This is a genomic window from Micromonospora sp. NBC_01740 (genome assembly GCF_035920365.1).
Taxonomy (GTDB): domain Bacteria; phylum Actinomycetota; class Actinomycetes; order Mycobacteriales; family Micromonosporaceae; genus Micromonospora; species Micromonospora reichwaldensis.
In genome coordinates, this window is record NZ_CP109150.1 from 1,190,785 (window position 1) to 1,204,641 (window position 13,857).

General features: G+C 71.9%; 13 protein-coding genes. 5 read left to right on the forward strand and 8 right to left on the reverse strand.

All coding sequences use genetic code 11. From position 1 onward, the window contains the following. Positions 1-111: 111 nt before the first annotated feature. The 3 genes from OG989_RS05700 to leuA all read left to right on the forward strand — a co-directional run bounded on the left by OG989_RS05700 (position 112) and on the right by leuA (position 3,575). The gene (locus OG989_RS05700; RefSeq protein WP_327029902.1) at positions 112-948 is read left to right on the forward strand and encodes a hypothetical protein; all 837 of its coding nucleotides are present in this window, start codon (positions 112-114) and stop codon (positions 946-948) included. Between the two features lie 85 nt (positions 949-1,033). Further along, positions 1,034-1,585 (forward strand): nitroreductase family protein, encoded by a 552-nt coding sequence (locus OG989_RS05705; protein WP_151453568.1) that lies wholly within the window; start codon positions 1,034-1,036, stop codon positions 1,583-1,585. A gap of 238 nt (positions 1,586-1,823) precedes the next feature. Continuing rightward, complete coding sequence (gene leuA, locus OG989_RS05710) at positions 1,824-3,575, forward strand: 2-isopropylmalate synthase (RefSeq protein WP_151453567.1); 1,752 nt, start codon at positions 1,824-1,826, stop codon at positions 3,573-3,575. A gap of 41 nt (positions 3,576-3,616) precedes the next feature. On the opposite strand, the gene OG989_RS05715 is transcribed toward leuA, so the two are convergent. After that, on the reverse strand, positions 3,617-5,053 hold the full coding sequence (locus OG989_RS05715) for an MFS transporter (RefSeq protein WP_327029903.1): 1,437 nt from the start codon (positions 5,051-5,053) through the stop codon (positions 3,617-3,619). A 108-nt stretch (positions 5,054-5,161) separates the two neighbouring features. Between OG989_RS05715 and OG989_RS05720 the strand changes: the two genes are divergently transcribed. Next, positions 5,162-5,827: an HNH endonuclease family protein gene (locus tag OG989_RS05720; RefSeq protein WP_151453565.1), complete on the forward strand. Its 666-nt coding sequence runs from the start codon at positions 5,162-5,164 to the stop codon at positions 5,825-5,827. After that, positions 5,809-6,264, forward strand: coding sequence for a hypothetical protein (locus tag OG989_RS05725; protein ID WP_151453564.1), 456 nt, complete (start codon positions 5,809-5,811; stop codon positions 6,262-6,264). Before OG989_RS05720 ends, OG989_RS05725 begins: the two co-directional genes overlap by 19 nt. 55 nt (positions 6,265-6,319) lie before the next feature. Here the strand turns inward: OG989_RS05725 and OG989_RS05730 are convergent, their stop codons facing one another. From OG989_RS05730 to OG989_RS05760, 7 genes are all read right to left on the reverse strand, one after another. After that, entirely contained in the window at positions 6,320-7,423 is a 1,104-nt protein-coding gene (locus tag OG989_RS05730; protein WP_327029904.1) for an ABC transporter ATP-binding protein, read from the reverse strand. Beyond that, positions 7,420-8,553 carry an ABC transporter ATP-binding protein gene (locus tag OG989_RS05735; RefSeq protein WP_151453562.1) on the reverse strand — a complete coding sequence of 378 codons (1,134 nt, stop codon included), beginning with the start codon at positions 8,551-8,553 and terminating at the stop codon, positions 7,420-7,422. The genes OG989_RS05730 and OG989_RS05735 overlap by 4 nt, the downstream gene beginning before the upstream one ends. A 233-nt stretch (positions 8,554-8,786) precedes the next feature. After that, positions 8,787-9,743, reverse strand: a complete 957-nt coding sequence (locus OG989_RS05740) for an ABC transporter permease (protein ID WP_327029905.1) — start codon at positions 9,741-9,743, stop codon at positions 8,787-8,789. Next, entirely contained in the window at positions 9,740-10,744 is a 1,005-nt protein-coding gene (locus OG989_RS05745) for an ABC transporter permease (protein WP_132238455.1), read from the reverse strand. The genes OG989_RS05740 and OG989_RS05745 overlap by 4 nt, the downstream gene beginning before the upstream one ends. A gap of 78 nt (positions 10,745-10,822) precedes the next feature. Further along, on the reverse strand, positions 10,823-12,487 hold the full coding sequence (locus OG989_RS05750; protein WP_151453560.1) for an ABC transporter substrate-binding protein: 1,665 nt from the start codon (positions 12,485-12,487) through the stop codon (positions 10,823-10,825). Between the two features lie 320 nt (positions 12,488-12,807). Further along, positions 12,808-13,401 carry a recombination mediator RecR gene (recR, locus tag OG989_RS05755; protein WP_089003014.1) on the reverse strand — a complete coding sequence of 198 codons (594 nt, stop codon included), beginning with the start codon at positions 13,399-13,401 and terminating at the stop codon, positions 12,808-12,810. Positions 13,402-13,408: 7 nt separating this feature from the next. Next, entirely contained in the window at positions 13,409-13,717 is a 309-nt protein-coding gene (locus OG989_RS05760) for a YbaB/EbfC family nucleoid-associated protein (protein ID WP_225852050.1), read from the reverse strand. Positions 13,718-13,857: the final 140 nt, after the last annotated feature.

Below are 13,857 nucleotides of genomic sequence, written 5' to 3' on the forward strand. Positions count from 1 at the left end.
GGTGATCCCACGATCCGGCCCGGCAGCCCGGGGCGGGGTGGTGCGCGACACGCCGGGGCGCCACGCGTGGCAGGGGCCCCACGCGTCGTTTCCGGGCCGCAGAATGGCCCCGTGCACGCCCATCTCCGCCCGGCCGGCCCTCCCGCGAAGCCCGCGCGCCCGCCGGTGCGCCCGGCTCGACGCCTGGCCGGTCCGCTCGCGCTCGCCCTGCCCGCGCTCCTCGTCGCCTGCACCGCCGACGAACCGGCCACCCGGCCCACGCCCACCTCGACACCGGTGCCGGCGGGGGTGGACGCGGCGCGCGACGAGCTGGCGGCGCTGGCGGCCGCCGCGCAGGATCGGCACCTCGTCGCCAGCTACACGCTGCGCGCCCCGGAGTCCCCGGACCGGACGATCCTGGTGACCAGCGCGAACGACGGGAGCTGGCGGGTCGACGTGCCGGGCGGCGCGCTCGGCGGGACCGCCGACGTCTCGTTCGCCGCCACCGCCGACGGGCTGTTCCAGTGCGCCCTGCCGTCCGCCGCCCGGCCCGAGCCGGCGACCTGCGTACGCCTCGGCGACCGGGACGAGGCCGTGCCCCGCCGGCTCGACCCCCGGGTGCAGCACCCGTTCACCGACTGGCTGGACGTGCTGACCGACCGCCGGGCCCCGCTCGCCGTCTCCCCCGCCGAGCCGCCGCCCGGCGCGTCCGGCGCCTGCTACTCGGTGGAGACCACCTCGGCGTCGATCAACGCGCCGCTGGACGTGGGGATCTACTGCTACGACGCCGACGGCACGCCCACGGCGGTGCACACCACGTCCGGCACGCTGATCCTCGCCGGGACGCCCGCGCCCGCCCCGGCCACCGTGCAGCTGGCCGGGCCGGTGGTCGACGCCGAGCCGCTCGGCACGGCGGCTCCTGATCCGACTGCGGAGGCGACCACGAGCCCGAGCACGGGAACGCCGTGACCGTCCGTGATGTTACGGGTGCCGTTCGCCACATTCGGACATCCCACCTTTAACCGCTGAATCGCCCTTACGGGACACTTGGCCCATGGCCGACCTCACCCCGCTGCTCGCGTTCCGCTGGAGCCCCCGGTCCTTCGACCCGGTGGCGGAGCTGTCCCGCGAGGACGCGTCCGCGCTGCTGGAGGCGGCCCGCTGGGCGCCCTCGGCCGGCAACGCCCAGCCGTGGCGGTTCGCGCTCGGGCACCGCGACGACGAGACGTTCAAGCGGATCCTGGTCAACCTGCCGGAGGCTGATCAGCGGTGGGCGCAGCGCGCCGCCGCCCTGCTGCTCGGCGCGCACCGGACCGGATCGGCCGGGCACGCGTACGACCTGGGCCAGGCCGTCGCCCACCTCACCGTGCAGGCCACCGCGCTCGGCCTGCACGTACGCCAACTGCACGACCTCGACCACGCCGGCCTGGCCGCCGACCTCGACCTGCCGGCGGGCGTACGACCGCACGTGGTGGCGGCCGTCGGGCAGCTCGGCGACCCGCTCAGCCTCCCGGCGGACCTGCTGCGCTCCGAGACCGGCCTGCGCCGCCGGCTTCCCCTGGCCGAACTCCTGCTGACCAGCCAGGCTGCGAAGTGCGTCTCATAGTCCGGACCCGCCTTCCCGCACCCCGGCCCGCCACGTAGGGTTACCTGGTCATGTGGCGGGCGTACCTTCTCCTTGGTCGCCGCGACGAGGCCTGAAGGCCGGCACCTCGTCGCGGAGTCGAACCGCGCCGTCCAGCACATCCGAAACTTCCCATCGGCAACCGCCCGGGCACCGTCGCCCGGCACCTGGCCGACACCTTCCGATTGCTGACGCCACATGTTCCAGGGAGCACTCCGTCATGGCTCAACCCATCGCCGACGCTGAGACCGACCCGATCGCCCGGCAGCGCCCCAGCCGGATGCCGTACCACCGCTACCAGCCGTACCACCAGCAGTTCCGGCTCGACCTGCCCGACCGCACCTGGCCGACCCGGCACGTCGAGGCCGCGCCGCGCTGGTGCGCGGTGGACCTGCGCGACGGCAACCAGGCGCTGATCGACCCGATGTCGCCGGAGCGCAAGCGCCGGATGTTCCAGCTGCTCGTGCAGATGGGCTACAAGGAGATCGAGGTCGGCTTCCCCTCGGCCAGCCAGACGGACTACGACTTCGTACGCCAGCTCATCGAGCAGGACCTGATCCCGGAGGACGTCACGATCCAGGTGCTCACCCAGTGCCGGGAGCACCTGATCGACCGCACCTTCGAGTCGCTGCGCGGCGCGCGGCGGGCGATCGTGCACTTCTACAACTCGACCTCCACGCTCCAGCGGCGGGTGGTCTTCGGGCTGGACCGCGACGGCATCGCCGACATCGCCACCCAGGGCGCGCGGCTCTGCCGCAAGTACGCGGAGATCCACACCCCGGACACGGACATCCACTACGAGTACTCGCCCGAGTCCTACACGGGCACGGAGCTGGAGTACGCGCTGGAGGTCTGCACCAAGGTCATCGAGGTCATCGACCCGACCCCGGACCGCAAGCTGATCGTCAACCTGCCGGCCACCGTCGAGATGGCCATGCCGAACGTCTACGCCGACTCGATCGAGTGGATGCACCGGCACCTGCCCCGCCGCGACAGCCTGGTGTTGAGCCTGCACCCGCACAACGACCGGGGCACGGGCGTCGCCGCCGCCGAGCTGGGGCTGCTGGCCGGCGCGGACCGGGTCGAGGGCTGCCTGTTCGGCAACGGCGAGCGCACCGGCAACGTCGACCTGGTGACGCTGGGGCTGAACCTCTTCTCCCAGGGCGTCGACCCGATGATCGACTTCTCGAACATCGACGAGGTGCGGCGCGCCGTCGAGTACTGCAACCAGCTGCCGGTGCACGAGCGCCACCCGTACGCGGGCGACCTCGTCTACACCGCCTTCTCCGGCTCCCACCAGGACGCGATCAAGAAGGGCTTCGACGCGCTCGCCAAGGACGCGGCGGCGGCCGGGGTGCCGATCGACCAGCACACCTGGGCGGTGCCCTACCTGCCGGTCGACCCGAAGGACCTGGGCCGCACCTACGAGGCGGTCATCCGGGTCAACTCGCAGTCCGGCAAGGGCGGCGTCGCGTACATCATGAAGAGCGAGCACCAGCTCGACCTGCCGCGCCGGCTCCAGATCGAGTTCTCCGGCGTGGTGCAGCAGGTCACCGACCACGACGGCGGCGAGGTCGACCCGGGCACCATGTGGGAGATCTTCGCCACCCACTACCTGATCGACCACCAGGTCGACCCGGCGCTCGCCCTGGACGGCTACGCCATCGGCACCGCCGAGGGCAAGGTCGAGATCGAGGCCCGCGTCGGCCTGGGCGCGGAGCCCCGCTCGCTGACCGCCGTCGGCAACGGCCCGATCGACGCGTACGTCAACGCGCTCCAGTCGGTGGGCGTGGCGGTACGGGTGCTCGACTACCACGAGCACGCGCTCTCCTCCGGCGGGGACGCGCAGGCCGCCGCCTATGTGGAGTGCGAGGTCGACGGCCGTACGGTCTGGGGCGTCGGCACCGACGCGAACATCGTCACCGCCTCCGTGAAGGCCGTGACGAGCGCCGTCAACCGCGCCCGCGCCTGACGCGGCGAGGAAGGGCATCCGGTTGCGGCAGGGTGCCCTTCCTACCGCTTCGGTGGGCGGTGGATGAGCAGGGCCGCCATCGCCGCCCCGGCCAGCAGCAGGCCGGCGCACCAGAGCATCGCGCCCCGGTACGCGCTGGTCAACGCGGCCGGCTGCGCGTAGCCGGAGCCGGAGAGCCCGACCAGCAGCGGGAGCGCGGCCACCGCCAGCAGGCCGCCCGCCCGGGACGCCGCGTTGTTGAAGCCGCTCGCCACGCCCGCGAACCGGTCGTCGACCGCGGCCAGCACGGAGGCGGTCAGCGGCGCCACCACCAGCGTCAGCCCGATCCCGAAGAGCACCACCCCGGGCAGCACGTCCCGCCAGTACGACGCGCCGGGGCCGACGCCGCGCAGCAGCACCAGCCCCGCGGCGGCGACCACCGGCCCGACGGTCAGCGGCAGCCGCGGCCCGATCCGCGCCGACAGCGCGCCCGCCCGCGCCGAGCCGACCAGCAGCAGCACCGTCATCGGCAGCAGCGCGACCCCGGTGAGCAGCGCCGACCAGCCGACCACGTTCTGCAGGTAGACGGCGAGGAAGAACGTGAAGCCGCCGAGCGCCGCGTAGACGAGCACGGTGAAGACGTTCAGCACCGAGAAGAGCCGGCTGCCGAACAGGCCGGTGGGCAGCATCGCGCCGTCCCCCCGGCGCCGCTCGACCAGCACGAAGGCAACCGCGCCGACCACGCCCGCCAGCACGGCGACGAGCACCGGCACCGAGTCGAGGCCCCGGACGGGGGCGTCGATCAGCGCGTACGTGACGCCGGCCAGGGCGAGCGCGCCGAGCAGCGCGCCGGCCACGTCGAACCGGCGGCGGTGACGTCCCGGCCCCCCGGTGCGGGACGCGGCCTCGTCCCGGCTCTCCGGCACCCAGCGCAGCGCCGCCAGCACCACGAGCACGGCCAGCGGCAGGTTGAGGAAGAAGATCCACCGCCAGGAGAGCGCGTCGACCAGCCAGCCGCCGAGGAAGGGGCCGAGCGCGGTGGAGACGCCGGAGAGCCCCGACCAGGCGCCGATGGCGCGACCCCGGTCGTCCGGGTGGAAGCTGGCCTGGAGCACCGACAGCGAGCCGGGGGTGAGCAGCGCGCCCCCGGCGCCCTGGAGGAACCGGGCCGCGATCAGCCACTCGGTGCCCTGGGCCAGGCCGCAGAGCAGCGACGCTAGCGTGAACCAGACCACCCCGAGCAGGAAGACCCGCCGCCGCCCGAAGCGGTCGCCGAGCGCGCCGCCGAGCAGGACGAAGGCGGCCAGCATCAGCAGGTACCCGTTGACCGTCCACTGGAGACCGGCGACGGTGGCGTCCAGGTCCGCACCGAGGCGGGGCAGCGCCACGTTGACCACGGTGGTGTCGAGGAAGACCATGCCGGAGGCGAGGACGGCGGCGAGCAGGGTGCCCCGCCCGTGCGCGGTGCCCAGCCGGAGCGCGGGCGTGGTTTCGGTCATGGCGTCCAATCTGCCCCGCACGATATGAGAGACGCCACGAATCGCCGAAACCCGGCCCGGGTACTGTGCGGGATCGCCGGGAGCCCGCAAGCTGGAGAGGTGTCGTCTGTGCGTACCAGATCAGGACCGCGCGCCGCAGTGACGGCCGCGCTCGCCGCGGCGCTGGCGCTCGGCGCGGCCGGTTGTGTCGCCGTCGACGAGCCGGACGTCGCGCCGAGCAGCGGTGGCAGCGGCGGCAACGCCGCGCAGAAGCTGACCCAACTCACCGTGGCCACCGCCGGGTCGATGAAGGGCTACAGCCGCAGCCGCTTCCCGCACTGGCGGGACACCGGCAAGAACTGCGATGTACGCGACAGCGTGCTGAAACGCGACGGGGAGGACATCAAGCTCTCCGGCTGCAACGTGGTCGGCGGCCGCTGGGAGAGCGTCTACGACGACCGCGCGTTCACCGACCCGTCCGACGTGGACATCGACCACACCGTGCCGCTGGCGAACGCGTGGCGCTCGGGCGCCGACGAGTGGGACGACGCGAAGCGTGGCGAGTTCGCCAACGACCTGGACCGGCCGCAGCTCATCGCGGTTTCCGCGTCCTCCAACCGGGCAAAGGGTGACCAGGACCCGTCCCAGTGGAAGCCGGCGAACCGGTCGTTCTGGTGCCAGTACGCCGACAACTGGGTGACGGTCAAGCACCACTGGCGGCTGACGGTGACCAGTGCCGAGAAGGCCGCCCTGACCGACATGCTGGAGGGCTGCACATGGGCGAGCAAGCCGTGACCGGAGCCGGGGCGACCCCCGCCCCGGAGCAGACGCCGGACGCCACCGGGGAGGACGCGGCGGCGGCCACCGGCAGCGCGCCGCCCGGGCCGACCACGGCCGGCATGACGGCGGACGGCGCGGCCGGCACGACCACCGGCGTGCCGGGGGCCGGGATGGCCGCCGACGCCGAGGGCACGTCGACCGCGGCGCGGGAGCGTACGGCCGACGTGGTGCCCGGCCCGGGCGGGGTGATGACCGACGAGGTCGGGGTGGTCACCGGCGAGCTGACCCTGCGCACCGCGTACGCCGACGGCCAGGTGACGCTGACGGTGCAGTACCGGGACGCCGACGAGTGGTACAGGGTCACCGGCGGCACGGTCGCGCTGGCCGACCCGGCCGGGCTGGACGCGGTGCACGGGATCGCGGTCGCGCTCCTGCACCGCCCGGAGGGCTGACCCGCCGACCGCCCGGACGCGGCCCCCTCGACGAGGACCGCGTCCGCGACGCGGATCAGACGTACGAGCCGGGCTCGTTGGGGGCGGAGACGGTGTGCGGCTCCTCGCCCTCGCCGAGCGGGCGGGTGAGCTGCACGCTGACCTTGTGCGGGCGCAGCTCCCCGCTGGCGATCCGCTCGGCGAAGTGGCAGGCGACCCGGCTGCCGCCGACATCCCGCAGCGCGGGCCGCTCGTCCGCGCAGCGGGTCGGCTGCGCCCACGGGCAGCGGGTGTGGAACCGGCAGCCCGCCGGCGGGTTGGCCGGCGAGGGCAGGTCGCCGGCGAGCAGGATGCGCTCTCGGCGGTCCTCCACGTCCGGGTCCGGCACCGGCACCGCCGACATCAGCGCCCGCGTGTACGGGTGCATCGGCTCCGTGTAGAGCCGGTCGCTCGGCGCCTCCTCGACCAGCGCGCCCAGGTACATCACGCCGACGGTGTCGGAGATGTGCCGGACCACCGCGAGGTCGTGCGCGATCACCAGGTAGGTCAGGCCGAGGGTGTCCTGGAGGTCGTCGAGGAGGTTCACCACCTGGGCCTGGATCGACACGTCGAGCGCGGAGACCGGCTCGTCGGCGACGATCAGGTCGGGCCCGAGCACCAGCGCGCGGGCGATGCCGATGCGCTGCCGCTGGCCGCCGGAGAACTCGTGCGGATAGCGGGAGAGCGCCCAGCGGGGCAGGCCGACCTTGTCCAGGGTCTCGCCGATGACCCGGCGCCGCTCGTCCCGGTTGCCGCCGATGCCGTGGGCCTGAAGGCCCTCGGTGAGGATCGACTCGACGTTCTGCCGGGGGTCCAGGCTCGACATCGGGTCCTGGAAGATCATCTGCATCCGGCGGCGCATCGACCGCAGCTTGCCCGCCGGCAGCTTCGTCAGCTCGACACCGTCGAACCGGACCTCGCCGCCGGTGGGCGGGGTGAGCTGGAGCAGCGCCCGCCCCAGCGTCGACTTGCCGCAGCCGGACTCGCCGACCAGGCCGTACGTCTTGCCGCGCGGGATGCTGAGGTCGACGCCGTCGACGGCCTTCACGTGGCCGATCGTCCGGTCGAAGATCACCCCCGTGCGGATCGGGAAGTGCACCTTCAGGTCGCGGACCTCGACGAGGAATTCGCTCTCGGTCACGGCTTCTCCTCCTCGCGCGGGGCGGGCACCTGGCCCGCGGTCGCCTCCGCCGCCGGGGCGGTGGCGGCCGGTGCCTCCGCCGGGGCGGTGCTGGTGGCGGCCGGCGCCGCCGCAGGCGCGGTGCTGCTGCTGGCGGCCGGCCGGGGCACGGTGCCGGGCACCGGCGCCGGGTTGACGCAACGGTAGCTGCGCCCGTCGTGGGCGTGCACCAGCGCGGGCGGCTCCCCCACGCACTCGTCGACCCGCCGGGTGCAGCGCGGCGCGAAGGCGCAGCCGTCCGTCCAGGGCAGCAGGTCGCGGACCGAGCCCGGGATCGGGTTCAGCCGCTCGCCGCGCCCGGCGTCCAGGCGCGGCACCGAGCCGAGCAGACCCACGGTGTACGGGTGGCGGGGCTCGCGGAACAGCGGGCGACGGCGGGCCGTCTCCACCACCCGGCCGCCGTAGAGCACGTTGATGGAGTCGCACAGGCCGGCGACCACACCCAGGTCGTGCGTGATCATCACCAGGGCGGTACCGGAGTCCCGGACCAGCTCCTTGAGCAGTTCCAGGATCTGCGCCTGGATGGTCACGTCCAGCGCCGTGGTCGGCTCGTCGGCGATCAGCAGCCGGGGCTGGCAGGCCACCGCCATCGCGATCAGGGCGCGCTGGCGCATGCCGCCGGAGAGCTGGTGCGGGTACTCCTTCAGCCGCCGCTTCGGGTCGGGGATGCCGACCCGGTCGAGCAGCGCCGCCGCCTCCTTCTCCGCCGCCGCGCCCTTCATCCCCCGGTGCCGGGTGAGCACCTCGGTGACCTGCAACCCGATCGGGATCACCGGGTTCAGCGACGAGAGCGGGTCCTGGAAGATCATCGCGACGTCGCGGCCCCGGATGTCCCGGCGGGACCGGTCGTCGAGCTGGAGCAGGTCCGTGCCGTCGAAGACGGCCTTGCCGCCGACGCGCAGGCCCGGCTGCTTGGGCAGCAGACCCATGATCGCCAGCGAGGTGACGCTCTTGCCGCAGCCGGACTCGCCGACCAGGCCGACCACCTCGCCCGCGTCGACGGAGAAGGAGACCCCGTCGACGGCGTGCACGGCGCGCTGACCGCGCCGGGCGAAGGTGACGGAGAGATCTTCGACATCAAGCAGAGCCATGTCGGGCCCGCCTTTCGTTCGCGACTGCGGGGCTCGTCAGCGCACTCCTCGCGCTCACCGGGCTGGCCTTTTCGTTCGCGACTGCGGGGCTCGCAAGCTCACTCCTCGCGCTCACCAGGCTGGCCTTTTCGTTCGCGACTGCGGGGCTCGCAAGCTCACTCCTCGCGCTCACCGTGCTGGCCTTTCGTTCGCGACTGCGGGGCTCGCAAGCTCACTCCTCGCGCTCACCGGCCCTACTTCCGCAGCTTCGGGTCGAGTGCCTCGCGCATCGCCTCGCCGAGCAGGGTGAAGCCCAGCGCGGTGACGATGATGGCGAGGGCGGGCAGGATCGCCAGCCGGGGCGCGGAGTCGAGGTACTGCTGCGCGTCGGCGAGCATCACACCCCACTCGGGGATGGAGGCGTCGTTGTTGCCGAGCCCGAGGAAGGAGAGCGCCGCGGCCTCGATGATCGCGGTGGCCAGGGTGAGGGTGGCCTGCACGATGACCGGGGCGAGCGAGTTCGGCACCACGTGGGTCAGCGCGATCTTCGGCTTCTTCACGCCCAGCGAGACGGCGGCCAGGACGTAGTCGCTGTTGGCCTGGGAGATCATCGAGCCGCGCAGCAGCCGGGCGAAGACCGGCACCGACACCACGCCGACCGCGATCATGACCGTGGTCAGACCGGCGCCGAGCAGGGCGGCGATGCTGATCGCCAGCAGCAGGCTCGGCATGGCCAGCAGCATGTCGACGAAACGCATCAGCACGTTGTCGACCGCCCGGCCCCACCGGCCGCCGAGGCCGGCGGCGGCGCCGGCGACCCCGCCGATCAGCGAGCCGACCGCGAGGCCGATCAGGGTGGAGACCACGCCGACCAGCAGGGTCTGCCGGGCACCGACGATCATGCGGCTGAACTCGTCGCGACCGATGTGGTCGACGCCGAACCAGTTCTCGCCCCGGAAGCCGGGGAAGTCGCCGAGGCGGATCTCGCTCTTCCAGAGCTGGGCGTCGGGCGCGTACGGGACGAAGAACGGCCCGAGGACGGCGACCAGCAGGAACAGGCTCAGGATCACCGCGCCGACGATCGCCGCCGGGTTGCGCCGCAGCCGGCGGAACGCCTCCTTCCAGAGGCTGACGCCGCGCTCGTCCTCCCGGGCCGCCAACTCGGCGAGCCGGTCGATCTTTTCCTTCTTGGTGCCGCCGGTGATCGTCATCGGACCCTCACCCTCGGGTCGATCAGGCTGTAGGAGAGGTCGACCAGGAGGTTCACCAGCACGTACACCACCGCGATGATCAGGATGAAGCCCATCAGCACGGGATAGTCACGCTGGCTGATCGCCTCGTAGATGAAGGCTCCGATGCCGCTGAAGGCGAAGACGGTCTCGGTCAGCACCGCGCCGGAGAGCAGGCCGCCGGTGAGCAGGCCGATCGAGGTGACCACCGGCAGCATGGAGTTGCGCAGCACGTGCCGGCGCCGGACCGTGCTCTCGGTCAGGCCCTTCGCCTCGGCGGTGCGTACGAAGTCCTCGTTGAGCACCTCCAGCACGCTGGCACGGGTGATCCGGACGATGATCGCCAGCGGGATGCTGGCCAGCGCGACGGCCGGCAGCACCAGGTGCCAGAGCGCGTCGGCGGCGGCGTCCCACTCCCGGGTCATGATCCCGTCGAGGACGAAGAAGTTGGTGACCCGCGTCGCCCCGAGCGTCGGGTCCTGCCGGCCGCTCGCCGGGAACCAGCCGAGGTTCTCCGCGAAGATCGCCTTGAGCACGTACGCGAGGAAGAAGACGGGGATGCAGATGCCGATCAGGGAGCCGCCGACCGAGAGGTGGTCCAGCATCCGGCCGCGGCGTCGGGCCGCCAGGTAGCCCAGCGGGATGCCGACGCCGACCGCGATCAGCATCGCCGTGACGGAGAGCTCCACCGTGCCGGGGAAGCGCTCGACGAACTCGGTGACCACCGTCCGCTTGGTGGAGGTCGACGTGCCCAGGTCGAGGCGGATCAGCCGCCGCACGAACCGGCCGTACTGCACCAGGATCGGCTCGTCGAGGCCCATGTTGCGCCGGATCGCGGCGCGCATCTCGGGCGTCCCGCGCTCACCGAGGATGGCGGTCTCGGGACCGCCGGGCAGTCGGCGGAGCCAGATGAACAGCAGGAGGGAGAGCCCGAACAGCGTGGGTATCAGCTGAAGCAGGCGTCTGACGATGAACCGGAACACGGCGGCCTCGAAAGGGGTACGGAGGGTCGTGGGCGGGCGCTGCCGAAACAGCGCCCGCCCACGACTCGGAGCGTCAGATCAGGACTTGAACTCGGCGGTGGAGAACCGCTCGTCGGTGAGCGGGCTCGCCTTGACCCCGGTCACGTCCTTGCCGAACACGATCGCCGGCGGCGAGTGCGACACCGGGACACCGGGCAGGAAGTCCATGATGGCCTTGTTCAGGGCCTTGTACTTCTCGGTCCGGGCCGCCACGTCGGCGGTGCTGTCCGCGTCCTTGAACTGGTCGAACAGGGCCTTGTTGGTGAAGCCCCACTCGGCCTTCGTCCGGTCGAACATGGTGCCGATGAAGTTGTAGCCGTCGCCGTAGTCACCGGTCCAGCCGAGGAAGTGCAGGTCGTGCTTGTTGCCCGAGGTGGTGGCGTTCAGGTAGTCCGGGCTCCACTTGAGCGGGATGGCCTGGACGTTGATGCCGACCGCCTTGAGGTCCGCCGAGAGCAGCTCGAAGATGTCCTTCGGGTTCGGCATGTACGGCCGGGTGACCTCGGTCGGGTAGTGGAACCGCAGGGTCAGGTTCGTCGCGCCGGCCTCGGCCAGCAGCGCCTTCGCCTTCGCCGGGTCGTAGTTGTACTTGGTGACGTCGCCGTTCCAACCCTCGACGGTGTCCGGCATGAAGTTGTCGGCGACCTTGGCGCCCGGGGGCAGCTTCGAGTCGACGAGAGCCTGCCGGTTCAGCGCGTGCGCGATGGCCTGGCGGACCTTCACGTCGGCGAGCTTCGGGTTCCCCTTCTGGTTCATGGCCAGGTAGAGGATGTTGAACGCCGGGCGGGTCAGGACGTTGAAGCCCTCACCCTTCAGCGGCTCGACGTCGGCCGGGCCGACCAGGTCGTAGCCCTGGATGTCGCCGGAGCGCAGCGCCTGCTTGCGCGCGTTCTCGTCCGAGATCGTCTTGTAGATGAGGGTCTTCAGCTTCGCCTTGGTGCCGGCGTAGTCCTCGTTGCGCTCGATGGTGAGCGTCTTGTTGGCGACGTCCCAGGACTTGAACTTGAACGGGCCGGTGCCGGTCGGGTGCGCCGTGGCGTAGGCCGGGTACTTGATGTCCTCGGCGGTGCCGCCCACGTTGCTGGCGTCGTACTTCTCCAGCGCGGTCGGGCTGTGCATCGAGAACGAGGGCAGCATCAGCGCGGCCGGGATCTTGCTGGAGACCCGGGTGAAGGCCAGGTCGACCGTCGTGGCGTCCTTGGCGGTGCACGACTTGAAGAGGCTCGGCGGCAGGTCCGCGCTCTCGTTCTTGGCGAAGCCGCCCATGACGTCCTGCCAGTACGGGGTCACGTCCGGGCTCTGCATGAGGCCCTTGGCGTTGTACCAGCGGTCGAAGTTCTTGCAGACCGCCTCGGCGTTGAATTCGGTGCCGTCGTGGAACTTCACGCCGGAGCGCAGCTTGAAGGTCCACGTGGTGCCGGCGGCGTCCGGGGTCCAGGTCTCGGCCAGACCGGGGGTGACCTTGGTGCCACCCTCCTCCGGACGGACCAGCGTCTCGAAGACCTGACGCGCCACGCGCAGCGACTCACCGTCGCTGGCGAAGCTCGGGTCGAGCACCTTCGGATCTCCGGCTACGCCGAAGACGAGGGTGTCCTTCTTGCTACCGCCGGAACTGTCATCGCGGTTGCTCTCGGCGCAGCCTGCTACCGCGAGGGCCGCGACCGCGACGGCCGCGAGGGCGACCTTCGGCCTGGATGCACGCATGGGTGCTTCACCTCGTCCTTGGGGTTACGGACAATCGTGGTGACAGGGGTCACCGATCGCCGTGACCTTAGCCGCCGTTCGGACCGGCGGGAAACCATCGCGGAACCGGTTGGTACCGGATCGTGTCTTAACCGATGCGCACCGCCTCAGCGGCCGTTCCGGACCGCCGACAAAGGGGCGCTATGTCCGGGTTGGCCGATGCCGATTTGTTACATCGATCGTCGCCTGCTTCGCTCCGATGTCAGACCCCACAGTGGATCCGACAGTGCCCGTACGGCGATGGCCGGCACCCGAATCGGGTGCCGACCATCGCGGAAACGTCAGACGGCGCGACGGCCCTCGAAGGCGCGGCCGAGCGTGATCTCGTCGGCGTACTCCAGGTCGCCGCCGACCGGCAGGCCGCTCGCCAACCGGGTCACCGAGATGCCCATCGGCTTGACCATCAACGCCAGGTACGTCGCGGTCGCCTCGCCCTCGGTGTTCGGGTCCGTGGCCAGGATCAGCTCCCGCACGGTGCCGTCGCTGAGCCGGGCCATCAGCTCGCGGATGCGCAGATTGTCCGGCCCGATCCCCTCCAGCGGATTGATCGCCCCGCCGAGCACGTGGTAGCGGCCCCGGAACTCGCCGGTCCGCTCGATCGCGACCACGTCCTTCGGCTCCTCGACCACGCAGAGCACCTCGTCCGTGCGGCGCGGATCGCGGCAGATCCGGCACCGGTCGGACTCGGCCACGTTGTAGCAACTGGTGCAGAACCGCACCAGCTCCTTGACCTTGCGCAACGCCCCGGCCAGCCGGTTGACGTCGGCCGGGTCGGCGGACAGGACGTGGAAGGCGATCCGCTGGGCGCTCTTCGGGCCCACGCCCGGCAGCCGCCCCAGCTCGTCGATCAGGTCCTGGATGGCGCCCTCGTACATCTGCCGCTCAGAAACCGGGCAGGCCGAGGCCGCCCATGCCGCCGGTGACCGGGCCCATCTTCTGCTCGGTCAGCTCCCGCGCCGCCTCGGCGGCGTTGTGCATGGCCGCGACGACGAGGTCCTCCAGGGTCTCCACGTCCTCCGGGTCCACCGCCTTCGGGTCGATCCTGATCGACTTCAGCTCGCCGCTGCCGGCGACGGTCGCGGTGACCAAGCCCCCGCCGGCGGTGCCGGTCAGCTCCGCCTCGGCGAGCTCGGCCTGCGCCTTGGCGATCTGCTGCTGCATCTTCTGCGCCTGCTTCAGCATCTGCTGCATGTTCGGCTGTCCACCTGGGCGCACGGATGGCTCCTTCTCGCACTCGTCTGCTCGGCCGCCGCTCAGCCTATCGGCTGTGAGCAGCCTCGCCCCGCCCGGTGCTTCCCTCGCGCCGGGTCCGGGCGCAGGATCACGGGACC

Bases quoted from the DNA above. Each gene is read 5' to 3' on its own strand.
- OG989_RS05705 (WP_151453568.1), top strand. From the start codon at position 1,034: ATGGCCGACCTCACCCCGCTGCTCGCGTTCCGCTGGAGCCCCCGGTCC.
- leuA (WP_151453567.1), top strand. From the start codon at position 1,824: ATGGCTCAACCCATCGCCGACGCTGAGACCGACCCGATCGCCCGGCAG.
- OG989_RS05715 (WP_327029903.1), bottom strand. From the start codon at position 5,053: ATGACCGAAACCACGCCCGCGCTCCGGCTGGGCACCGCGCACGGGCGG.
- OG989_RS05725 (WP_151453564.1), top strand. From the start codon at position 5,809: ATGGGCGAGCAAGCCGTGACCGGAGCCGGGGCGACCCCCGCCCCGGAG.
- OG989_RS05735 (WP_151453562.1), bottom strand. From the start codon at position 8,553: ATGGCTCTGCTTGATGTCGAAGATCTCTCCGTCACCTTCGCCCGGCGC.
- OG989_RS05740 (WP_327029905.1), bottom strand. From the start codon at position 9,743: ATGACGATCACCGGCGGCACCAAGAAGGAAAAGATCGACCGGCTCGCC.
- OG989_RS05750 (WP_151453560.1), bottom strand. From the start codon at position 12,487: ATGCGTGCATCCAGGCCGAAGGTCGCCCTCGCGGCCGTCGCGGTCGCG.
- recR (WP_089003014.1), bottom strand. From the start codon at position 13,401: ATGTACGAGGGCGCCATCCAGGACCTGATCGACGAGCTGGGGCGGCTG.
- OG989_RS05760 (WP_225852050.1), bottom strand. From the start codon at position 13,717: ATGCAGCAGATGCTGAAGCAGGCGCAGAAGATGCAGCAGCAGATCGCC.